Source organism: Amycolatopsis arida (assembly GCF_900115565.1).
Classification (GTDB): domain Bacteria; phylum Actinomycetota; class Actinomycetes; order Mycobacteriales; family Pseudonocardiaceae; genus Yuhushiella; species Yuhushiella arida.
Map to the genome: position 1 here is coordinate 171,335 of NZ_FOWW01000009.1, position 22,545 is coordinate 193,879.

The following is a 22,545-nucleotide window of genomic DNA, read 5'->3' on the forward strand; positions in this document are numbered from 1 at the left end:
TAGGGTCACGGCATGCGACAGCTGCCGTGGTGGGCCGCGCCGAGAGCGGCGCTGCGCAGCCCGCTCACCCTGCTGGTGGCCGCCGGGACGGCGCTGCTCGCGTGCTTCCTCGCGGCGGCCGCGCCGCTGCACGCCTCGGCCGCGGGCGGCGCGGCGGTGCGGCACCAGGCCGAGACGGTGTGCCCCGACCACTACGGCCCGACGTTCCAGGCGCCGGCCGTCCCACCGGAGCGGGTACCGGAACTGGTCGACGCGGTCACCACGGCCGGGGCCCGGCACGGTTTCGACCGGCCAGTGGTCGCGATGTACACCCCGTTGCTGACCGACGTCGAGTTCAACGGCGAGGGCTACCGGATCCGGATCGGCTACCGGGACGGCGCGCTGGACCACCTCCAGCGCCTCGCCGGGGACCGCGCTCCCGGCCTGTGGGTGGGACGGGACCTCGCCGGCTTCGCCGGCATCGAGCTCGGCACCCGCGGCGCGCAGGGCCGGCTCCCCCCGGTGACCGGCGTCTACACCGACCTGCGCATGCCCCCGCCCCGATGGTGGTGCTCGCAGAGCGACCTCGCGGTGCAGAACATCCTCGTCGACCACATCCCGAGCGGCCCGGTGCTCTTCGCCACCGACCGGGACACCTTCACCCGGCTCACCGCCGAGTCCGCCGCGCTGGAACGGCTGCACGTCGCCTTCGCCGTCGACCCGCCGCGCACGCTCGCCGAGGCCGAGCGGAACCGTGACCGCGCCGAGGCGGTGCGAGCGGCCGTGGCCACCGAACTGGACCGGCGGGGCCTCGGTGACGCGTTCTCCGCCGGAGTGCCGTTCACGCGCTCGGTCGAGATCGCCCGGCAGGCCAGGGACAACGTCCTGCTGTCCATCCTGCCGCTGGCGGCGATCAGCGTGCTGGTCGGCTGCGCGGGGATCGGTGCCGTGGCCGCGCAGTGGTACCAGCGGCGGCATGCCCCGTTGCGGCTGCTCGCCGCGCGCGGCGCGGGGCCGACCGCGCTGGGTGGGTTCGCGGTGGCCGAGCTGGGCCTGCCGCTGCTCGCCGGTGGCGGCGCCGGAACGCTGCTCGCGTGGCTGCTGCTGCCGGTGTACGGGCCACCGGGCGATCCCGACCCCGCGACGGCGCGTCTCGCCGCGGGCGCCGCGCTCGCCGTCGCGGCCGGTGCGCTCGGCCTGCTGTTCGGTGTAGTCGCCCTGCGCGCCCGCCGGGACTTCGAGCTCGGCCGGTCGGGACCGGACCGGCCGAGGCTCCGCCGGGTGCTGGCGCTGCTGCCGTGGGAGCTGGTCACCGCGGGCGGCGCACTGCTCGGCTGGGTGCGGCTGCGGGAGCACGGCGCCACCGGGCCGACGGCGGCCCCGCTGCCCCCGGTGGACCCGCTGGCCCTCACCTACCCGGTGTTCGTGGTGCTCACCGTGGGCCTACTCGCCGCCCGGCTCGGCTGGCTGCTGCTGCGCGTCGCGCACCACGCGCGCTGGTGGTCCCGGCCCGCCCTGCAACTCGCCGTCCGCCGGCTGGCCGCCGCCCGCGCCCCGGTCACCGCGGTGCTGATGGTCGGCGTGCTCGCCGTGGGCACGTCGGCCGCCGGCAGCGGGATCGCCGCCGGGCAACGGCAGGCGCTGGCGCAGAAGTCCGGCGCCGTGGTCGGCGCGGAGTCCCGGGTGGACGTCGGCGGCGCGGTCGGCACCTACGCCACACCGCTGCCCGCCCCGCTGCGCGACACCAGCACCGTCGTCGGCCAGCTCACCGGGACGGGCAGCGTGGTGCTCGTCGTCGACCCGGCCACCCTCGCGCGCGGCGCGTGGCTGGACACCCCGGCGGCCGGCCTGGCCGAGTTGGTGCGCGCACTGGACCACGCCCCGCCCGGGAACGGCGTGCCGGCGATCCGGGTGGGCCACACCGCCGAGCAGACCACCGCGCTGCCCGGCCTGCCCGACGCGCGACCGGTCGCCGACGTCCCGATGTTCCCGACGATCGGCGGCGCGCCCGGCTACGTCATCTCCCGCAACGCGCTGCCCGCCGAGCAGCTCGCGGCCGTCCCGGTGTGGCGGGTGCTGTCGGCGGCGCCGCTGGCCGAGCTGACCGGGGAGCTCGGCGCCGCGGGGCTGGTCGCGCTCAACCCGATGAGCCGGGCGGCCGCACTGGACGCCCTGCCCTTCTACCTGGTCGAGTGGAGCTTCTCATTCGTCCGGATGCTCGGCGCCCTGCTGGGCGTGGTGGCGGTGCTCGCGCTGCTGGTGGCGGTGGAGGTCCGGCGGCGGCAGAACGCGCTGGCCGGTGTGCTGGTGCTGCGCATGGGCATGCGGCCGCGCACCCTGCTCGCCAGCCACGCCGCCGAACTCGGCGCGCTGACCGGGCTCGCCGTGCTCACCGGGTTGGCCTGCGGGCTGACGGTCGCCGCCATCGCCACCCCGCGGTTCGATCCCGCCCGCTGGCTGGCGCCGCGGTCGGCGCTGCCCGACCTCACCCTGTTCGTCGTCGGCGTGGCGGTGATCGCCGCGCTCGTGGTGGCGGGCGCCGCCACGCTCGCGGTGCGCTCGGTGCGCGCCGCCCGGACCGCGGAGCTGCTGCGTGACTGAACCCACGACTGGACCCGAGAGTGATCCGCCGGCGCCGGTGTTCGAGCTGCGTGGCGTCGGCGTCGACTACCGCACGCCCGCCGGCCCGGTGACCGCGGTGCACGACGTCACGCTGGACGTGCCCGCCCGGGGCGTCACGGTGCTGGCCGGCCCGTCCGGGTCGGGCAAGTCTACCCTGCTGCGGGTGCTCGGCCTGTTCGACCGGCCCAGCCGCGGCGGGCTCCGGCACGCCGGCACCGACGTGGGGACGTTGCGACCCGCCGCGCGGCGGGCGCTGCGGCGCCGGCGGCTCAGCCAGGTCTTCCAGAACCCGACGGACAACCTGCTCGACTTCCTCAGTGTCGGGGACAACCTGCGTGCCGCGGCCCGCTCGGCCGACCGGGACTGCCCGGCTGCCGAGGTCAGCGGGATCCTGGAGCGGCTCGACCTCGCCGGCACCGAGGAGTGGAAGGTCGGCGCGCTGTCCGGCGGCCAACAGCAGCGGCTCGGCTTCGGCTGCGCGCTCGCCCGCGGCTCGGCCGTCGTCCTGGCCGACGAGCCCACCTCGCAGCTCGACGAGGCGTCGGCCGACCGGGTGCTGGCCGCGGTGCGGCTGCTGGTCGAGCGGGAGGTGGCCGTCGTGTTGGCCACACACGATCCCCGACTGGTGGCGCTGGGCAGCCGGGTGGCCCGGCTGCGAGCCGGGAGCCTGCTGGAGGTGACCGGGCATGGCTGAGCCCGATGGGACGGCACGGCCGGCCCTGCACGTGGCCGGCCTGCGGCGGTGGTTCCGCGGCGCCGGTGGTGACGTGCACGTGCTGCGCGGGCTCGAGCTGGGGGTCGCCGCCGGCGAGTTGGTGACCGTGGCCGGCCGCTCGGGGTCGGGGAAGAGCTCCCTGCTGGCGCTGCTGGGAGGGCTCGACGCTCCCGACGCCGGCACCGTGCTGTGCGACGGCGAACCGGTCGGCCCGGTGATCCCGTGGCATCGGTGTGCCGTCCTGCCGCAGTCGCTCGGCCTTGCCGACGAGCTGACCCTCGCGGAGAACGTGGCGCTGCCGCTGCGGCTGCGCCCGGATCCCCGCCGCCGCGACGCCGCCGCGGTGGCCGACCGGGTGCGTGGCCTGCTCGCCGAGTTGGGCATCGCCGAGCTGGCCGACCGCTACCCCGCCGAGACGTCCTTCGGGCAGCGGCAGCGGGCCGCGCTCGCCCGCGCGGTGGCGGCCCGGCCTCGCGTGCTGCTGGCCGACGAGCCAACCGCGCACCTGGACGTCGGCAGCGTGCCGGCGGTGCTGGGGCTGCTGCGCCGGTGTGCCGACGAGGGCGGCGCGGTGGTGGTGGCCACGCACGACGAGGAGGTGCACCGGATCGCCGACCGGAGGGTGCGGCTGCGGGAGGGCCGGTTGGTCGAGTCGTGATCGACGCGCGACCGGCGCTCCGTACACTCGGCGTCGATGATGCGGCGGTTCCGGTGGTGGTTCGGCGGTCTCGTGCTCGTCGCCGTCTCGGTCCTGGTGGCGACGTTCGCGCTGCTCGGTGAGGAGCCTGGCCCGGTCGATCGGCCCGGCCCGCCCGGCACCGGCCCGCTGACCGTCGTGACGATGGGCGACAGCACGCTGTCCGGGGAGGGTGCCGGCGAGTACTCGCCGGACACCAACGGCGCCAACGGCAACTGGTGCCACCGCTCCCCCAACGCCACGGTGCACCACATCCAGCTGCCTGGCGTCGAGGCGCGGGTGAACCTGGCGTGCTCGGGCGCCCCGTCGGCGCAGGTGGGGTTGGGCGAGGTCGAGCAGTGGACCGAGCCCTCCCAGGCCGCGCGGCTGGCCACGCTGGTGAAGACGCATCGCGTGGTCGCCGTGGTCGTGGCGGTTGGCGCCAACGACGACCCGCACTTCTCCCGGCTGATGTCGGACTGCTTCCAGGCGTGGTTCGACGACGGCGGCCAGCCGTGCAGCGGGCGGATCAGGGCCGACTGGCAGCAGCGGCTGGAGGCGATGGTGCCGAAGGTGGTCGGCGCGCTGGCCGACATCCACAAGGTGCTCCGCGACGCCGGCTACCGGCGCGAGGACTACCAGCTGGTGCTGCAGTCCTACGCCGCGCCGATCGGCCCCGGCATCCCGGAGGAGTTGCGCAACCTCAACGGCTGTCCGTTCCGTACCGAGGACCTGCGGTGGGTCAGCGAGCGGGCGGTGGTGGACCTGGCCACGTACCTGCACCGGGCCGCCGCCGAGGCCGGTGCGCGGTTCCTCGACCTGTCCCGCGCCGGCCGTGGGCACGAGGCCTGCACCGGGGGCCCCGATGCCAGCTCCGAGTGGTTCAGCCGGCTCACCGTGCAGTGGAACGACCTGACCGACGCCGAGCGGGCCAGGCACGCCATCCAGGAGTCGTTCCACCCCAACGCCGCCGGGCACACCCAGTTCGCCCGGTGCCTCAGCGAGTTCCTGCTCACTTCCGACCCGGTGGCCACCTGCCGGAAGGGACCGGACGGCAACCTGCACGCCGCCACCGTGGTCGGCCCGCTGCACTAGCTCCCGGCCCGGGAGGCCTCCCGTACCCAGCTTTCCCCCTACATACCTTTCTGGTTATATAGCTGACGTGGCATCAATGTTCGAGATCCTCGCCGAGCCGCGCCGCCGGCAGATCCTCGACCTGCTGCGCACCGGGGAGCGCCCGGTCGGCGAGCTGGTCGAGCGGCTGTCGCTCACCCAGCCGGCGGTGTCCAAGCACCTGAAGATGCTGCGGGAGGCGGGGCTGGTCGAGGTGCGGCAGGACGCGCAGCGGCGGTGGTACCGGTTGCGCCCGGAGCCGCTGGCGGAGATCGACGCGTGGCTCGCGCCGTACCGGGAGCTGTGGAACACCAGCCTGGACGCGCTCGAACGGCACCTGGACACGATGCCCGACCACGACGGCCGGCACTGAGCGGAGGAGATCGATGGACGGCACGGGGGCGACCGTGGACATCGCGGAGGGACGGCCACGGCTGCGGTTCGAGCGGCGGCTGGCGCACTCGCGGAGAAGGTGCGGCGGGCGCTGACCGACCCTGCGGCCGGTCGCGCGGGTGTGGGCCGAGTTGGTCAGGACCGAGCAGGGCGAGCAGGACTCGGCCACCGACCCGGAGGTCGGGAAGGCGCCGCCGTTGCGGTCCACCAACGGCTACGTCCCCGCGGGCGCCGTCACCGAGGTCTCCGCGCCACGCGTGCTCGAGTACGCCTGGCTGCACGAGGACGAGCCGGTCGGCCGGGTGCGGTGGGAGCTGAGCTACGACGACGAGGTGGGCAGCCGGCTGGTCCTGACCCAGACCGTGCCCGCCCACCTGGCGCGGCTGCTGCCGGTGGCACTGGCCGCGTGGCAGGTTCACCTGGAGCTGTTCTTCGCCGCTCTGCACGGCGAGATCCGCTGCCCCTGGCCGACCGAGCGGACCGACGAGCTCACCCGGAGGTATGCCGAACGATCGTGACGACTCACCGCGCCGGTTCCACCTCGCGGAGAGGCTGAGGTCAGCCCTCGGCCGCCGCGGGACACGGACGTGCTCCACGGCGGCCAGGGACGCGATCAGCGGGTGATCCGCCAACTGTGCGTGTCACGCAACTGGGATCGAAGAGCCTCGTCACGGACCTGGGGGCTGGCATCGGCGACCGTGACCGCCACGATGTGCTCACCGGGCGGCAACCCCAACCGATCGACATCGAGTTCGGTGACGCCCGACGCGACCGGGTGACCGTCCACCGTCCACGTGATCCTCGGCGCGCTGGGCATCGTGGCGACGGCGACCCGGAAGTGTCCGCCGGAGAGGGCGGTGGCGTCGTCGATCGTGGCGGCGTGGGCGTAGAAACCGGCGATCATCGCCTCCCGCCCGGGCGGATTGAACGGGCGGCCCAGCTGACGCATCATCGAGTTCTGACTGGGTCGGTACATTCCGGACCGGCAGTACCGGGCTCCCTGATAGGTGCCAACCGTGCCGCCGTCCGGTGAGGGCTGGTCGAGCCACCGGTGCCACTTGTAGCGATAGGCGCGCAACTGGGCGGCGGTGTAGGTGGTGGCGTTGGGCTCTCTCGGTTCGCGGCGGTCACACGTTCCATAGTCGTACTCGTCGGCGAGGCCGCCGACCGAGTGGCCCAGCTCGTGCACGACGATCTGGCTGGCCTGTTGGTTACCGCCGGAGGATGTGGCCACGCCGCCGCCGGCCCCGCCGTACTTGGTCGTGTTGGCGAGAGCGACGATCTGGTCCACACCCGGGGCGGCATTCGCGTACTGCCGCGCCTTCGTTTCGTTGACGCACAGCAACCTTTCCATGTTGCCGCACCAGAAATACATGTCCAGCGCGGTGTCCCGGCGCACCCCCGGACGAGGGTCGTTGTCCACACCGGATTGCGCGGACACGACGTTGACCTGCCAGATGTTGAACTGGCCCCGGTAACTCTTGAACGGCTCCACCTCGAACATCGCACTCACGCTGGTCCGCACGTGCTGTCCGTACCGGCCCAGCTGACCCGACGTGTAGCCGTCGCCGACATACACCAGGTCGAACCGGCTCTCGCTGGGGCCGTTGACCTCGATCGGCACGACCTCCACGGCGGCCACGGCGTCGAACGGCGCCGGTGTTCGGTCCGCCGCGGGTCGGGTGACGGACGCCCGCTCGATACTGCCGTCCGGTGAGAACACCTCCATCGACGTGGTCTGCTCCGGCGCCGGCGTCGCCGCCGCGGACACCGGCAGCACACCGGCGGCCGCCGTGACAATCGCCGCTATCCCAAGACATCTCGCTCGCATTGTCGCTCCTCTGGGTGGGGACAGGAGTAGGCCCACGATGACGACTTTCGGCGGCTTATGGGACACCACAGATGGCCATAAAGTCGGTGTGATGGAGGTCGAACTGCGTCATTTGCGGGTGATCTGCCGCATTGCCGAAGCGGGCAGCATCACCCGTGCGGCCGCGAGCCTGGGAACATCGCAGCCGGCACTGACCACCACACTGCAGCGCATCGAAAGGGCACTCGGCGGTCGACTGTTCTGCCGTACCCGCAACGGAATCATGCCAACGGCGTTCGGCGACTGCGTCCTGCTGCGGGCGCGCACGGTCCTGGCCGCCACCGACGAACTGCACCATGCGGTGGGCGGCTGGCTGGCGGACTGCTCGGCCCGCTCGGTCGGACTCGGCGGCATCCCCGGGTCGGTGGTGATCGAACTGGCCGCCCGGCTGGGCCCGCTGGTCCCGGAGGCCACACTGTCGGTGACCACCGACTACTTCCCCCGCCGACTGTTGGACTCGCTGGAAACGGGTCGGCTGGACGCCGCCGTCATCGTCGACTACCCGAACCACCACGCCGAGCCACCACCGGGAGTGCTGGTGCGGCCGCTGGCCACCGAGCCGGTGTTCGTGGCGCTCGCGGCCGACCACCACCTTGCCGCCCGGCAGGAGCTGGACCTGGCCGAGCTGGCGGACGAGCCGTGGGTTCTCGGCCCATCGGACGGCGCGGGATGGCCGGAATGCTTCCATTCGGCGTGCCTGCTGGCCGGGTTCTCGCCGAGGATCGCGCACCGGATCGCGGACCTTCGTCCGTTGCAGGACATCATCGCCACCGGCCGGGCGATCTCCCCGTGCCAAGCCACGTTCACCCCAGCGCCAGGGGTCATCGTCCGACCACTCGTGGGCGACCCGGTATGGATGCGATACCTCATCGCGTGGCACACCCGCGGTTCGTTCGGGGCGCACGCCACCACCCTCGTCACCGAGGCGGCCGCCGCCTACCGCGCCGACATCGCCCGCAGCCCGCACTATCGAACCTGGCTGGCCAGCCGGACGGCGGCCACCGACGGCCGGGCCGGAGACCATGATCGGTGGAGGGTGGGCCGTTCTCCCCAACCCGTCGTGCACCGAACCAGCCAACACGTGGCCGGCCACAACGCGTCCTGCTGACCCGCTGGCGCGGTGCGCCCCCGGTCAGAGGGGTGGGGTGCGGCCCTCGAACGGGGTCGAGAGAACGACCGTGGTGCGGGTGGAGACCCTCGCCGCCTCGCGGATGCGGCGCAGCAGGTCCTCCAGCGCCAGCGGGGACGCGACCCGCACCAGCAGGATGTAGGACTCGTCCCCGGCCACCGAGTAGCAGGACTCGATCTCGGTGATGTGTTCGAGCCGCTGCGGGTAGTCGTCCGGCGCGGCGGGGTCGTTCGGGGTCAACGAGATCAACGCGGTCAGCGGCAGGCCGATCTGCTCACCGTCCAACCGGGTGGTGTAGCCGCGGATCACGCCCCGCTGCTCCAGCCGCCGCACCCGCTGGTGCACGGCCGACACCGACAGCCCGACCCGCTCGGCGAGATCGGTGAAGCTGCGCCGACCGTCGGCGGACAGCTCCCGCACGATGGCCTGGTCCAGCGGTTCCAGCGCACCCGGTCCGCTCATGCGTCCAGCACGACCAGCCCGTGCGGCCGGGTGTTGAGCGACTCCACGCCGTCCTCGGTGACCACCACGATGTCCTCGATCCGCGCGCCCCACCGGCCCGGCTGGTAGATCCCCGGCTCGACGCTGAACGCCATGCCCGGCTCCAGACGCAGGTCGTTGCCGCCCATGATGTAGGGCTCCTCGTGCACGTCGAGCCCGATGCCGTGTCCGGTGCGGTGGATGAAGTACTCGCCGAACCCGGCACCGGCGATGGCGTCCCGCGCGGCGGCGTCGACCTCCGCCGCGCGCACGCCCGGCCCCACGGCCGCCACCGCGGCCCGCTGCGCCCGTTCGAGCACCGCGTAGGTCTCGGCGACGTCGGCGTCCCGTGGCGCGCCGACGGCGTAGGTGCGGGTGCAGTCGGAGTTGTACCCCTCCGGGATCGGCCCGCCGATGTCCACCACGACCACGTCGCCCCGCTCGATCACCCGGTCGGACACGTCGTGGTGCGGGCTGGCGCCGTTGGGCCCGGAGCCGACGATCACGAAGTCGGCGTGCGTGTGCCCCTCGGCCTCGATCGCGGCGGTGATGTCCGCGCCCACCTCGGCCTCGGTGCGGCCGGGCCGCAGCCACTCGCCGACCCGCGCGTGCACCCGGTCGATGGCCCGCGCGGCCTTGCGCAGCGCCGCGATCTCCGCGGCGTCCTTGCGCATCCGCAGCTCCCGCAGGATCGGACCGGCGAGGGTCTGCTCCGCCGCGCCCAGCACGTCCCGCAGCGCCAGCACGTGCAACGCCACCATCGTGTCGCTCACCGCGACCCGTCCTGGCCCGCCGAGCCGGTCGGCGACCACTCGGTACGGGTCGTCGCCGTCCACCCAGGTGACCAGCTCCACGCCCAGCTCGTCCGTCGGCACGTCGGCGTAGCCGGGTGCCTCCAGCTTCGGCAGGACCAGCGCGGGGGTACCGTCGCCGGCCGGGACGACGAGGGTGGTGAGCCGCTCGAACGAGCCGCCGGCCTGGCCGATCAGGTACCGCAGGTCGGAGCCCGGCGCGATCAGCAGGGCGTCGGTGTCGGCCTTCGCCGCGGCGCCACGCGCGCGGTCGAGGCGGGCCCGCAGGCTCGCGACGTCGGGAGCGGGAGTGTGCACGGAGCGACGCATGATCCCGACTGTAGCCCGCGGCGTCGCCGCCGTCGCCGCCCCTCCCGGGGATGCCGGAGGAGCCGCCCGGAGTAATGGGTCAGCCCGCGCCGAGGCAGACGAACGGCCGGCGCAGCGGGTCGACGGCGTTGGCCTCGGCCAGCGCGACCGCCGGGCTCACCCCGCCGGCGAGTCGGCGGTGCAGCTCCGCCATCGTGTCGGCGGCGGCCTGGTCGCCAACCCTGGCTACCGCGCCGACGACGCTGCGGGACCCGCTGGCCAGCAGCGTCCCGGCGAAGCCCAGCGCCTCCTCCCCCGGCCGGATGTGGCTCATCGCCAACTCGCACGCCGCCAGGACCACCCGTTCGGGCAACCGCCGCAGCCGGGTCGTCTCGTGCGCGAACAGCGGCCCGTCGACCAACTCCAGCCGGGAGAACAGGGCGTTGCCCGGTTCGTGCGCGCCGTGCGCGACCAGGTGCGCCAGCCGAGCCCCGTCGAGCGCGGCGAGCACCTCCGCGCTCGACGCCCCCGACCCGTCGACCACCCTGGCCGCCGGGTACACCGACCGCAGCTGCCGCACCTCGCCGATGGCGCCCGGCACGCCGGGGCCGCCGACGAGCACGGTCGGCCCGTCCGGGCGGCGGGCACCGCGGGCCGCGGTGACCCACGCGGTGGCCGACGGCGCGACCGCCAGCGGCCGACCCCGCAGCGACGGCAACGCCGACCAGGGCAGCGCGTACAGCGGGCCGATCGGCACGACCACCAGCTCGCCGTCACCGACGATGCCGGCCAGCGGCGCCATCAGCATCCGGTCCAGCGCGTCGGCCCGCCGCCGGGCGGACGCGGTCACCGCCGCGGCGAGCGGCGGCGGCAGGTGGTCGGGGGCGAGCGCGTCGATGTCGGCGTACAGCTGGGTGGCGGTCTCGACGACCTCCGCCGCCGAGCCGAGCCGCACCAGCCGGAACCCGCCGCGCCGCACCACCACGGCCATCAGCGCACCGGCGTGGGTGACCAGGCTCAGCAGGGTGCGCTCACCCAGCTCGGCCGCCACCTCCTCGGGGGCGGCCACCGGGCGGGGGCGGCCCCACGGGCTGGTGTACCAGCCGAGCCGGCTCGCCTCCCGCTGTAGCCACGCGTACCGCTGCTCCAACGCGGCGACCGGGCGCCCGCTGAGCCGGTGTTGCTGGACGGTGCGCTGCACGTGCCGCATCTCGGTGATGTGCCGGGCCAGCGCGGGGTCCTCGATCGCGGGCAGCGGCTCGTACCGGTAGACCTGGGCCCTGGTGCGCTCCTGCCACTCCAGTACCCGGCGCGCGCCCGCCGTGCCGCGCGCGGAGCCGACCACCAGCCGCACCGCGAGCGCGCCCAGTTCCTCGCCGTGCACGGCGGTGCCGCACACCAGGTCCAGCCCGCCCATCCGGTCACGGGCCCGGCCCAGCTCGGCCAGCCCGGCCCTCGCCTGCGCGAGCGCCGCGCGCGGCCGCCCGGTGGCGACGGCCAGCTCGGCCCGGCACAGCCGCAGCAGCATCCGGTGGTCCACCGGGGTGGTCCGGCGCGGTGCCGGCACCCGGTCGAGCAGCTCGGTGGCCTCGGCGACGGCACGGCGGCGCAGCAGCAGGCGCACGGCGAGCAGCCGTGCCACGGAGGCCTCGTCGCGCGGGCCCAGCTCGGCCAGCCGGGCGCCCAGCCGGGCGAGGTCGGCCGGGAGCTGGAAGCCGCCGCGCCGCCGGTCGCCGGTGAGCGCGGCGATGGCGTCGGCCCGCAGCTTCGCCAGCGCGGCCAGCTCCGCCCACGTGGCGTTGCCCCGGCGCAGGAACCGCCGCCGCGCCGAGTCCGCCAGCCGGCGCGCGGTACGCAGGTCGCCGTCGAGGATCGCGGCCGCGGCCCGAGCCACCTCGGCCTCGGCCACGTCCTGGACCACCCGGTTGCGGTGCAGCTCCGGAATGGCCTCGTCGAGATGCCGGGCTGCCTCCTCTGCCAGCCCCGCGGTGAGCAACGCCTTCGCCTGGTCCAACCGCAGCCTGGCCAGCCACCCTGGCGCAACGGTCTCGTAAATGCGAGCGGCATGCTCGTAGTGGCGCAGCGCTTCCGGAAGGTCGCCGAACATCTGCGACTGGTCGCCGAGCGTGTGCCGGGCCTTGCCCTCGATCCCGGCGAGTCCGTGGGCCGCGGTGAGTTCGAGGCAGCGGTACAGGTCTGCGCGCGCCGCGTCGTGGTTGTTCATCGTGACGTGCACCAACGCGCGGTTCATGAGGTTCCGGGCAAGCAGGAGCGCGCTGGCGTCGTCGCCGCGATCCAAATCGGGCAACACTCGATCGAACAGCGCGAGCGACTCGGCCGGTCGGCCCGTCCGAAAGAGCACGACGGCGCGCTGGAGCCCAGTGGTCAGCTCCAGTGTCTGCCGCGTCTCACTGGACGGCATCTGGCGCAGCACGACCTCCGCGTGCTCCAACCGGCTCAGTCCAGCCTCCGCAGAGGCGATCTCCGCCTCGGCCGAAGCTAGGCTGATCAGTGCACGAGTACGGACTTCCAGTGCCACCGGGTCGTCCGTGGAGTCGACCTTGCGGAGGGCACGGTGCAGCAGCCGCACCGCCTCGGCCGGGCGCTGGTCCACGGCCGCGGCCCTGGCGCGCTGATACAGCTCCGTGGCGAGCGCGACGGGGCTGGCGGGCGAGTCCGACCCTGGCACGGGTCTATGTGAGCACACCGCCACACGTCGCGTCGCGGGCGGTGGGTCAGAGCACGACGGCCGGGGTGACGACCCTGCGGCACGCGTCGGGCGTGCCGACGGTCACCACGATCTGGGTGACCCCACACGGCACGTTGTCGAGCACGAACCGCCCGCCCTCGTCCGACCGCGTGACGGACGAGCCGTGCTCGGCCACCCGCACCTCGACTCCGTGCTCGCCCGCCGGCACCAGCCAGCCGTCGATCCGGTGGCGCTGCCCGACCCTGGTCAGGTTGATCATCACGGTCAGGTCGCTGACGGTGAAGGTGATCGTGCCCTGGTCGTTGCCACGGACACCGGTCAGCGCGTCGGCGCGCTCCCAGCGGGCGACCTCAAAATCCAGGTTCTCCAGCGCGATGGCGAACTGGACCCGGTCCACGAGGTCCTCCGGCGGGGGGTCCAGCGTGTCGACGAGCCGGCCGAGGTCGGCGAGCAGCTCGTCGTCCCACTCGGCGCCGTCGCCGTCCGGTGACCCGGCCGGCACCCGTCCACCGGGTCCGTTCGGCCCGGTCATACCGCGCCCCCTTCCGCGGACAGCAGGGTCCGCAACTCCCTCAGGCAGCGGCCCCGCGTCGGGCCGATGCTGCCGTGCGGCATCCGCATGGCCTCCGCGACGAGCCGGTACTCGGCCCTGCCGGCGAGGACGGTGAGCCGCAGCAACTCCTGGCAGCGCTGGGACAGCCGGCCGAACGCGGCCCAGAGCCGCCGGTCCCGCTCGGCGCGCAGCGCCTCGGCCTCCGGCGCCGGCTGCGTGCCCGGCATCGTCTCGGCCATCTCGTCGGTCAACGGCAGCGGCGGCGCCTTCCTGCCGTGCGCGCGCTGCGCCTCGCGGCGGGTGGTGGTGATCAACCACGCGGCCAACGCCCTCGGCTCCTGCAACTGGTCGAGGTGGCTGAACAGCGCCAGCCACACGGTCTGCACCACGTCCTCGGCGACGTGCCGGTCGAGCCCGTTGCCGCGCGCCACATGCCACACCAGCGGCGTGAGCTCGGCGACCAGCCGGTCCATCGCCGTCCGGTCACCGGCCCTGGCCGCCTGCATGCAGGCGGCGTGCAACTCGGCTCCCCGCAACCCCTCCCAGGGCGGGTCGGCTTCGGCGGTTCGCACGTTCGACACGTGTCGGCCCCACTTCAGGTCGGTTCTCCCCAACTGCCCGCGGGCAGTATCCCGGGTATCACCGCGCCGGTGAGCGGCCGGTCGCCGTTGGGACGCAACTCTCACCCGGTTGGCGCAACGCGCGGCACGAGCGGCATGAGGTGCCGGCCGGCGCCGACGGCTGTCGGACACCGGCCGGCCGCCCCACTCACCCCGGGCGGGCCCTCCCCCTCGCCCGCCTGACCCCCTTGGGGTGGCCAGCGTCCCGCGCGCGGCGGGTCCCGCGGGTGGTGATGGCCGGCGGCCCCCTCGACTGCCGGCCATCACCACCCACCACCGACCGGCCGAGCCGTCTCCCCCGTGGCTCGTCCGGGTCGGTGGCGCGCCCCCAGTCCGTGAGCTGAGCATGCGCGTCGCGCGCCCAATCAGGCGTTCGGCGGTGGAGTGTTCGGCTCCCATCCACCGATGGGAGTGGGGCCAGTCGGGGCCGTCGTCCGCGTTCCCGCCGTCTTCCGGGACTCCTCCCCGGTGGCCTCCACCTCGACATCCCTGTCGAGCGTCAGCTTCTCCCCGGTGTTCTCTCTAGCCATAACTCACACGTCCCTCGTCACTCGTCAGGCTTGTCCCCCAGTAGCCGGTTCCCGTCTCCCCAGCCGGTGGAACCGACGTGCCCATATGACGCAGCGGAGACCGCTTCAGATACACGCAGGGCGAACTTTTTTCGTGTTGATCATCGCTCGAGGCCACTTTCACCCGAGTGGCTCAACGTCGCCGACATCTCTGCTACTCGGAGTAGATGACGAGCGGCACCGATGCCCTCTTCGGCGTAGCGAGCCCGGCCGGGCGATCCATCTCGCGCCAGATCGGGAAGAGCAGGGGGCACAGGCACACCGCCAGGCACAGCGCGCCGAACACCAGCACCGCCGCCCGCGGCCCGACCCGGTCCAGCAGCATTCCGGCCAGCACCGCACCCACCGGCAGCGCCGCGACGGCGCCCGCGTTGACCGCGGTGCACACCCGCCCGCGCAGCTCCACCGGCACCCGGTCGTACTCGAGCGCGGCCACCACCGGGTTCAGCGGACCGCTGCCGAGGCTGCACAGCGCCAGCAACGCCACCAGCACGGTGGCCGGCGGGTCGACCGCGAGCACCACGTACACCGGCGGCCCGCACAGCAGGAACCCCGCGCTGAACGTCGCCCAGCGTCCCAGCCGCGGCCCGAACCAGCCGTAGATCAGCGCGCCGAGCAACCCGCCGGCGCCCAGCGCCGCGATCACGGCGCCCACCAGCGCGCTGCTGTGCCACACCAGCGCGCCGTAGGCCGGCACCAGCACCACGAGTAGCCCCACGAGCAGTGCGTTCATCGCCGCGCACTGGCCGGTCACCGCGAGCAGCAGCCGGTCGGCGCGCAGCCGCCGCCCCGTCTCCGCCAGGTCGCCCAGGTACCCGCGGATCCGGCCGCTCGGGATGACCGGCGGCGCGTGGTGGCTCACCCGCCGGGTCGGCACGCAGGCCAGCACCAGTAGCGCGGAGACCAGCAGCGCCGCGGCGTCGATCAGCAACACCTGCGCCGCGCCGACCATGGTGATCAGCACACCCCCGGCGGGCGCTCCGACGAGGTCGCCGGCCCGCTGCACGGCCTCCCTGGCGCTGGTGCCCCGCTCGGTCCCGATGCCCGCCCCGGACATCGCCTCCGGCAGCAGGACGTGCTTGGCGCTGCGCGACGGCGACCGGCCCAGCCCGACCGCGAACGCCAGCACCGCGAGCAGCCCCGCCGACAGCGCGCCGGCGGCGTGGGCCGCGGGAATCACCGCCACCGCGGCGGCCGTGAACAGGTCGGCCAACACGCTCATCCGCCGCGCGCCGTGCCGGTCGATCAGCGGGCCGGCCAACGCCAACGACACCAGCAGGCCGACCGTCTCGGCGGCGGCCACCATCCCCGTCTTCGCCCCGCTGCCGGTGCTGGCCAGCACGAACCACGGCACGGCGATCATCGTCATCGCCGAGCCGGCGGCCGACGCCCCTGACGACGCGAGCACGGCGAACAGCGGCGCCCGCCGCTCACCCGCCCCACCGGCGCCCCACCCGGCCGGCCACCGGTCCGCGGGACGTCCGCCAGGTCGCCGCTGCCGGTGTCGGGGCATCCACACAGGCTAAGCCGCGCCCGGCACGGCGGGCTCGCCTCGATATCGAATGCTGATCGGCAAGCGGGTGGTTCGGTACCGGGCACGACGCGCCAACCACGAGACGCGACACCGGGTGCCGGCATGGCAGGCTGTCCGGGTGACCGCACCCCTGGCTCTGCTGGACGCCGCCAGCCTGTACTTCCGCTCGTTCTTCGCCCTGCCGGAGTCGCTGACCGCGCCGGACGGCACCCCGGTCAACGCCGTGCGCGGCTTCGCCGACACCCTGGCCCGCATCCTCACCGACCGCCGCCCGGAACGCCTGGTCGCCTGCCTCGATGCCGACTGGCGACCGCAGTTCCGGGTCGACCTGCTCCCGAGCTACAAGGCGCACCGGGTGGCCGAGCCCGGGGCGGCCGGCGGCCCGGACGCCGAGGAGGTGCCCGACGCGCTCTCCCCGCAGGTGCCGATCATCCTGGAGCTGCTGGAGGCGGTGGGGCTGGCGACCGCGGAGGCCGCCGGGTACGAGGCCGACGACGTGATCGGCACCCTCACCGCCAGGGAACGCGCCAACCCGGTCGAGGTCATCACCGGTGACCGGGATCTGTTCCAGCTGGTGCGCACCGAGCCCACCCCGGTGTCGGTGATCTACGTCGGCAAGGGGTGGGCGAAGGCGGAGGTGCTCGGCCCCGCCGACATCGCCGCCCGCTACGGGGTGCCGGAGGAGATCGCCGGCCCCGCCTACGCGGACATGGCGGCCCTGCGCGGCGACCCTTCCGACGGGCTGCCCGGGGTCGCCGGCATCGGGGAGAAGACGGCGGCGAAGCTGATCACCGAGTACGGCTCGCTCGCGGCGCTGGTCGAGGCGGCGCGGGCGGAACGGCCCGCGCTGCCGCTGCGGACCCGGACCAGGATCAACGAGGCGGCCGACTACCTCCTGGTGGCGCCGGACGTGGTGCGGGTGGCCGCCGACGCCCCGGTGACGATGTCCCGCCCCGACGACCGCGTCCCGGCCGCGGTCGCCGACCGGGAGCGGGTGGTCGAGCTGGGCCGGAAGTGGAACCTGGGCGGCTCGGTGGACCGGCTGCTCGAGGCCCTGGCCCGCTGAGCTCCGGCGGCGGCTCCCCAGGCCCCGGGCACCCGCCGCTCGGGGTCAGCGGGGCAGCCCGACCTCGTAGTCACCCTTGTCGCTGGTCACCGTGATTGGCACCTTCTTGACCTGACCGGCCACGTCGGCGGCGCAGTCGAACGTCCGGTCGGTCTCCACCACCTGCCGGGGCGGGCAACTCACCTCACCGACGTCCTCGACCTGGTAGTCCCCGACGAGGATGCGCCGGACGGACTCGGCCATGGCCTCCTCGTCGAACACGCGGGTCACGGTCCTGCGCGGTGTGGGGCTGGCCGTGGTGGTGTCCGGTGTGGCGGGGAGCTCCGTCGTGCGGGCCGCGGTGGTGTTCGGGGCCGGCGTGGTGTTCGGACCGGTCTCGTCCCGGCGGTCACATCCGGCGACCAGGAGGGCCGCGGCGCAGACACCGGCACAGACCGTCCCGGCCAGCACAGCGTGAACCCGCACAGCCGCACACTCCGTGAAGTCGATCCGTCCAACGGTCAGAAGAACGTACCGCACCACGCGTCGGGCTGCGCCGCGAACAGCCGGTCGGCCGCGGCGGGCGCCGCCGGGTCGAGCACCTCGATCCGGCCGGTGGCGGCCAGCGTCGAGGGCGCCCACGTGCCCAGGTAGGCCATGGCGAGGGTGTCCGCGTCGAGCCGCAACTGCGCCGGCCGGTCGGTGCGCCGGACCTCGTCGGCGGACACCAGGTAGGTGCCGGTGTTGGCCGGCAGCACCGGGTCGAGCACCTCGAGCGTGACCGACCCGCCCTCGCGGTGCCGCGCGGCCAGCGCCGCGGGCACGTCGACCAGCCGCAGCCACAGCCCGTCACCGGTGCCGGTGACCCGCACCGCCCTGGTGTCGGTGACCAGCAGCTCGACCGGCTCGTCGAGGGCCCGCTCGGACAGCTCGATCTCCTCGACGAGGTCGACCCGGAGCAGGAACCGCCACAGCCCGGCGAACGCCGAGTCGGTGCCGGCGTGCAGGTCGTCGACCTTCAGCACGGCCCGCTCCCAGCCGTCCGGCCGGCTCACCGAGTACACCGCGAACCCGTCCGGGCCGTCGGGGCCGGAGTGCACGGCCACCATCACCGGCGCGGTGGCCGTGCGCAGCTGGCCGTCGATGCCCACCCACCAGTGCTCCGGCCGGGACATCAGGCCCGCGCGGGACCGGTCCAGCCCGGCGTAGATCCCCGGCAGCTTCTCCAGCGCGTCGGCCCACCGCAGCAGCTCCACCGTCCCACCGTGGGGCACGCCGTCCCGGAGTACGGCGCGGCGCCGGGCGACGGTCAACGATCGGACCGCCATGGCGCTGCCATAGCCGAAACGGCCGTAGATCGGCGCTTCGGAGGCGTAGAGGCCGGCCAGCGGCACCTCGCGCTCGGCGAGGTCGGTGAGCTGGGCGCGCATGAGCTCGGTCAGCACGCCGCGCCGGGTGTGGTCGGCCCGCACCCCGACGCCGGTGACCGCGGCCATCGGCACCCGGCGCCCGCCGGGCACGGTCATCGTGGCGTCGAACGAGCGGGCGGTGCCGACGAGCGCGCCGTCGTCGTGGGCGCCGAGCGTCCGGTCCGGCTGGTACGCGTGCCGGGCCCGCGGCCAGTCCTCGTCGCGCACCGGGAGAACGTGCAGCGACTCGCGAAACAGCCGGCTGGCCTCCCGCAGTTCGTCGTCGGCCAGTGTCCGGATCGCGATGTCGGTCATGCCGCCATGATCCCGGCGGAACGCCCGGGCCGGCCACCGAAATACCGGAGGTGGCCGGCTACTTCGGCATGCCGACCTCGTACTCGCCGTTCTCGCCCTTGACGGTGATCGGCACCTCCTTGCGCTGCCCGCCGATGACCGCCTCGCAGGTGTAGGTGTGGCCGTCGGCGACCTCCTGCCCGGACGGGCAGGTCACACTCTCCACGCCCTCGATCTGGTAGTTCTCCACCAGCACCTTCCGCACGTCGGCGGACACCTGCTCGCTGTCGAAGGTGCGGCTGACCAGCCAGCCCGGCCACACCAGCAGCGCCACCGCGGCCAGCGCGACCACGACCACCACACCGCCAATCAGCAGCCAGAGCCCCTTGCCGGACTTCTTCTCCCCACCGGGCGGCGGCGGGTACCCGCCGTACTGCTGCCCGAAGTCGTACTGCCCTGGCTGCCCTGGTTGACCCGGTTGGCCTGGTTGGCCTGGTTGGCCTGGTTGGCCTGGTTGGCCTGGTTGGCCGTAGCCCTGGGGCTGGCCGCCCTGCTGGGGGTACCCCTGCTGCGGCGGGTATCCCGGCTGCTGCCCGTACTGGGGGTGCTCGTAGCCGCCGGGCTGCCCGTACTGGGGCTGCTGGCCGTAGCCCGGTTGCTGGCCGTACTGGGGTTGGCCGTACCCGGGCTGCTGGCCGGGCGGCGGCTGCTGCCCGTACCCAGGCTGCTGCGGGAACCCGCCGGACGGCGGGCCCGAGCCGTAGGGTTGCTGCCCCCATTGCTGCGGGTCGTTGCCACCGTAGGGCGTGCTCATCGTTCGCCTCCGCCACACTCGACGTCTCGGTCTGCTCTCCACCGGCGCGGGATCGTACCGGTCCGGCCGCGCCCCGGTGCCCCGACGCGGTGCCGCCCGCGATCCAACCACAGCGCAGGGTAGGACACACGTGACGCCGGTCAGGCGGCGCCGGCGGCCACCACCCCGCGGCGCAGCGCGCGCACCGCGTCGCCGGCGGCGGCGCCCACCGGATCCTGCCTGCCGAGCACCTCGCGGACCTGGTCGAGCAGGTCGATCACCTGGCGCGACCAGCGGACGAAGTCGCCGGCGGACAGCTCCTGCCCGTTGGCCTCGGCGGCGGTGAGCACCTTCTCCAGCGACTCGCCGCGGGCCCACCGGTACACCGGCCAGGCGAATCCGGCGTCCGGCTCCCGGGTGCGGTCCAGCCGGTGCCGCCGCTCGTCCTCGGCCAACTCCGCCCACAGCCGCACGGTCTCCTCCCACGCCGCGGGCACCGCGCCGCTCGGCAGCCGGGCCTCACCGGCCGAGTCGCGCCGCGCCTCGTACACCAGGGTGGACACCACGGCCGCCAGCTCGGGCGGCTTCAGCCCGCGCCACACGCCGTGCCGGATGCACTCGGCGGCCAGCAGGTCGGACTCGCTGTACAGCCGGGCCAGTATCCGGCCGGGCGGGGTGACCTCGTGCTCGTCGGCGCCGAGGTAGCCGCGCTCGACCAGCAGCGCGCGGATCCGGTCGAACGCCCTGGCCAGTGAGTGGGTGGTGGCGGCGACGCGCCGTTCGAGCTGCTGGGTCTCGGCGGCGAGCCGCTGGTAGCGCTCCACCCAGCGCAGGTTCGCCTCCCGCTCGGCCAGCCCGTGGCTCGGGTGGGCGCGCAGCGCGCGGCGCAGTGCGCCCAGTTCGACGTCGTCGTGCACGGTGGCGCGGCGGCGGCGCTGCGGAGGCGTGTCGATCCCGGTCTCCCGCAACCGGGCGGCGATGTCCCGGCGGGTCCTGGGTGAGCGCAGCTCGACGTGCCGGGGCAGCCGGAGCCGACCCAGCGGCTCCACCGGGGTCGGGAAGTCGGCCGCGGACAGCGGCCCCGACCACCGGTCCTCGGTGACCACCAGCGGGCGCGGCTCACGCAGCGGGTCCAGCCCCGGGTCGATCACCACCGCCAGCCCGGCGCGCCGCCCCGCCGGCACGGCGATGACGTCGCCCTTGCGCAGCTTCTCCAGCGACTCGGTGGTCCGCGCGCGGCGCGCGGCGGTGTTCTGCCGGGCCAGTGCCTTCTCCCTGGCGGAGATCTTCCGGCGCAGCTCCACGTACTCCAGCATCTGGTCGAAGTCGCCGGTGACCGCCTCGGCGTAGCCGCTCAGCGCCTCGTTGTTCCGCTCGACGCGGCGGGCGAGGCCGACCACCGCGCGGTCGGCCTGGAACTGGGCGAAGGACTGTTCGAGCAGCTCCCTCGCCTCGGTGGCGCCGACCTGCGCCACGAGGTTGACGGCCATGTTGTAGCCAGGGCGGAACGACGACCGCAGCGGGTAGGTGCGGGTGGAGGCCAACCCGGCCACCTGCCGCGGGTCCACCCCGGGCTGCCACAGCACCACGGCGTGCCCCTCGACGTCGATGCCGCGCCGCCCGGCCCGCCCGGTGAGCTGGGTGTACTCGCCCGGGGTCAGGTCGACGTGGGCCTCGCCGTTGTACTTGACCAGCCGCTCCAGCACGACGGTGCGGGCGGGCATGTTGATGCCCAGCGCGAGGGTCTCGGTGGCGAACACGACCTTGACCAGGCCGCGGACGAACAACTCCTCGACGGTCTCCTTGAACGCCGGCAGCAGCCCGGCGTGGTGGGCGGCGACGCCGCGTTCGAGCGCCTCGCGCCACTCCCAGTAGCCGAGTACGCCGAGGTCGCCGTCGGGCAGGTCGGCCGTGCGCTCGTCGATGATCCGGCGGATCTCGGTGACCTCGTCGGGATCGGTCAGCCGAAGCCCGGCCCGCATGCACTGGGTGACCGCGGCATCGCAGCCGGCGCGGGAGAAGATGAACACGATGGCGGGCAGCAACCCGGCCCGATCGAGCCGGTCGACCACGTCGATGCGTGACGGCGGGCGGAACCGCGGACCGCGGGCCGCCGGACCGCGCCGGCCCCGCGGCCCGCGCACGGCCAGCGGCACGTGCTGCCTGCCGACCTCCTCGACCCGGCGGAGGAGGGTGGGGTTGATGCGGTTCTCCCCGTCGGCGGACTGGCCGGCGAACAGGTCGTACATCCGGTTGCCCACCATCATGTGCTGCCACAGCGGCACCGGGCGGTGCTCGTCGACGACCACCGTGGTGTCACCGCGCACGGTGACCAGCCACTCGCCGAACTCCTCGGCGTTGCTGACGGTGGCCGACAACCCCACCACGCGCACGTGCTCGGGCAGGTGCAGGATCACCTCCTCCCACACGGCACCGCGGAACCGGTCGGCCAGGTAGTGGATCTCGTCCATCACCACGTAGCCGAGCTCGGCCAGGGTGGAGGAGCCGGCGTAGAGCATGTTGCGCAGCACCTCGGTGGTCATCACCACGACCTGAGCGTTGCCGTTGATCGAGGTGTCGCCGGTCAGCAGGCCCACGGCGTCGGTGCCGTGGCGGGCGACGAGGTCGCCGTACTTCTGGTTGGACAGCGCCTTGATCGGGGTGGTGTAGAAGCACTTGCGGCCCTCGGCCAGGGCCAGGTGCACGGCGAACTCGCCGACCACGGTCTTGCCCGCGCCGGTCGGTGCGCACACCAGCACGCCATGACCGCCCTCCAGTGCCTCGCACCCGCGGCGTTGGAAGTCGTCGAACTCGAAGGATGCCTCGGCGGCGAACCGGGCGAGCTGGGGGTACCTCCCCCGCTGGCGGGAGGCGGTGTAGGCCTCGGCCGGGGTTCGGGACGCGGATGACACGATCTCAGGGTTTCACATCCCGCCGGGGC

The 22,545-nt window shown here is 74.2% G+C and carries 19 protein-coding genes; 8 read left to right on the forward strand and 11 right to left on the reverse strand.

What is annotated here, in order from left to right:
• The first annotated feature begins 12 nt into the window (after positions 1–12).
• The 6 genes from BM051_RS23085 to BM051_RS23110 all read left to right on the forward strand — a co-directional run bounded on the left by BM051_RS23085 (position 13) and on the right by BM051_RS23110 (position 6,016).
• Positions 13–2,580 (forward strand): permease, encoded by a 2,568-nt coding sequence (locus tag BM051_RS23085; protein WP_092534262.1) that lies wholly within the window; start codon positions 13–15, stop codon positions 2,578–2,580.
• Entirely contained in the window at positions 2,573–3,295 is a 723-nt protein-coding gene (locus BM051_RS23090) for an ABC transporter ATP-binding protein (protein ID WP_092534265.1), read from the forward strand. Before BM051_RS23085 ends, BM051_RS23090 begins: the two co-directional genes overlap by 8 nt.
• On the forward strand, positions 3,288–3,974 hold the full coding sequence (locus tag BM051_RS23095) for an ATP-binding cassette domain-containing protein (RefSeq protein ID WP_092534268.1): 687 nt from the start codon (positions 3,288–3,290) through the stop codon (positions 3,972–3,974). Before BM051_RS23090 ends, BM051_RS23095 begins: the two co-directional genes overlap by 8 nt.
• A gap of 39 nt (positions 3,975–4,013) precedes the next feature.
• Entirely contained in the window at positions 4,014–5,087 is a 1,074-nt protein-coding gene (locus BM051_RS23100; RefSeq protein ID WP_092534536.1) for a GDSL-type esterase/lipase family protein, read from the forward strand.
• Positions 5,088–5,154: 67 nt separating this feature from the next.
• On the forward strand, positions 5,155–5,478 hold the full coding sequence (locus BM051_RS23105; RefSeq protein ID WP_092534271.1) for an ArsR/SmtB family transcription factor: 324 nt from the start codon (positions 5,155–5,157) through the stop codon (positions 5,476–5,478).
• A 151-nt stretch (positions 5,479–5,629) separates the two neighbouring features.
• The gene (locus BM051_RS23110) at positions 5,630–6,016 is read left to right on the forward strand and encodes an SRPBCC family protein (RefSeq protein ID WP_134046334.1); all 387 of its coding nucleotides are present in this window, start codon (positions 5,630–5,632) and stop codon (positions 6,014–6,016) included.
• A 95-nt stretch (positions 6,017–6,111) separates the two neighbouring features.
• Here BM051_RS23110 and BM051_RS23115 read toward each other — a convergent pair whose 3' ends face one another.
• Entirely contained in the window at positions 6,112–7,122 is a 1,011-nt protein-coding gene (locus BM051_RS23115) for a M64 family metallopeptidase (RefSeq protein WP_243859744.1), read from the reverse strand.
• Positions 7,123–7,420: 298 nt separating this feature from the next.
• Here BM051_RS23115 and BM051_RS23120 point away from each other — a divergent pair, with 298 nt between their 5' ends.
• Positions 7,421–8,476 carry a LysR family transcriptional regulator gene (locus BM051_RS23120; protein WP_092534280.1) on the forward strand — a complete coding sequence of 352 codons (1,056 nt, stop codon included), beginning with the start codon at positions 7,421–7,423 and terminating at the stop codon, positions 8,474–8,476.
• A gap of 24 nt (positions 8,477–8,500) precedes the next feature.
• Here BM051_RS23120 and BM051_RS23125 read toward each other — a convergent pair whose 3' ends face one another.
• The 6 genes from BM051_RS23125 to BM051_RS23150 all read right to left on the reverse strand — a co-directional run bounded on the left by BM051_RS23125 (position 8,501) and on the right by BM051_RS23150 (position 16,042).
• A complete protein-coding gene (locus tag BM051_RS23125) occupies positions 8,501–8,959 on the reverse strand; it encodes an Lrp/AsnC family transcriptional regulator (protein ID WP_092534283.1) in 459 nt (152 codons plus the stop codon).
• Positions 8,956–10,101, reverse strand: coding sequence for a M24 family metallopeptidase (locus tag BM051_RS23130; RefSeq protein ID WP_092534286.1), 1,146 nt, complete (start codon positions 10,099–10,101; stop codon positions 8,956–8,958). The genes BM051_RS23125 and BM051_RS23130 overlap by 4 nt, the downstream gene beginning before the upstream one ends.
• A gap of 76 nt (positions 10,102–10,177) precedes the next feature.
• Positions 10,178–12,766, reverse strand: a complete 2,589-nt coding sequence (locus tag BM051_RS23135; RefSeq protein ID WP_177216991.1) for a CHAT domain-containing protein — start codon at positions 12,764–12,766, stop codon at positions 10,178–10,180.
• A gap of 46 nt (positions 12,767–12,812) precedes the next feature.
• Positions 12,813–13,319, reverse strand: a complete 507-nt coding sequence (locus BM051_RS23140; RefSeq protein WP_243859745.1) for a carboxypeptidase regulatory-like domain-containing protein — start codon at positions 13,317–13,319, stop codon at positions 12,813–12,815.
• On the reverse strand, positions 13,316–13,921 hold the full coding sequence (locus BM051_RS23145; RefSeq protein WP_092534289.1) for an RNA polymerase sigma factor: 606 nt from the start codon (positions 13,919–13,921) through the stop codon (positions 13,316–13,318). The genes BM051_RS23140 and BM051_RS23145 overlap by 4 nt, the downstream gene beginning before the upstream one ends.
• 762 nt (positions 13,922–14,683) lie before the next feature.
• Entirely contained in the window at positions 14,684–16,042 is a 1,359-nt protein-coding gene (locus tag BM051_RS23150) for an MFS transporter (RefSeq protein WP_134046336.1), read from the reverse strand.
• Between the two features lie 139 nt (positions 16,043–16,181).
• Here BM051_RS23150 and BM051_RS23155 point away from each other — a divergent pair, with 139 nt between their 5' ends.
• On the forward strand, positions 16,182–17,129 hold the full coding sequence (locus tag BM051_RS23155) for a 5'-3' exonuclease (RefSeq protein WP_092534542.1): 948 nt from the start codon (positions 16,182–16,184) through the stop codon (positions 17,127–17,129).
• Positions 17,130–17,174: 45 nt separating this feature from the next.
• Here the strand turns inward: BM051_RS23155 and BM051_RS23160 are convergent, their stop codons facing one another.
• From BM051_RS23160 to BM051_RS23175, 4 genes are all read right to left on the reverse strand, one after another.
• Positions 17,175–17,594, reverse strand: a complete 420-nt coding sequence (locus tag BM051_RS23160; protein ID WP_134046338.1) for a DUF4333 domain-containing protein — start codon at positions 17,592–17,594, stop codon at positions 17,175–17,177.
• A 35-nt stretch (positions 17,595–17,629) separates the two neighbouring features.
• The gene (locus tag BM051_RS23165; RefSeq protein WP_092534298.1) at positions 17,630–18,832 is read right to left on the reverse strand and encodes a GNAT family N-acetyltransferase; all 1,203 of its coding nucleotides are present in this window, start codon (positions 18,830–18,832) and stop codon (positions 17,630–17,632) included.
• A 58-nt stretch (positions 18,833–18,890) separates the two neighbouring features.
• Positions 18,891–19,625, reverse strand: a complete 735-nt coding sequence (locus BM051_RS23170) for a DUF4333 domain-containing protein (RefSeq protein ID WP_092534301.1) — start codon at positions 19,623–19,625, stop codon at positions 18,891–18,893.
• Positions 19,626–19,765: 140 nt separating this feature from the next.
• Positions 19,766–22,519 carry a DEAD/DEAH box helicase gene (locus BM051_RS23175; RefSeq protein WP_092534304.1) on the reverse strand — a complete coding sequence of 918 codons (2,754 nt, stop codon included), beginning with the start codon at positions 22,517–22,519 and terminating at the stop codon, positions 19,766–19,768.
• Positions 22,520–22,545: the final 26 nt, after the last annotated feature.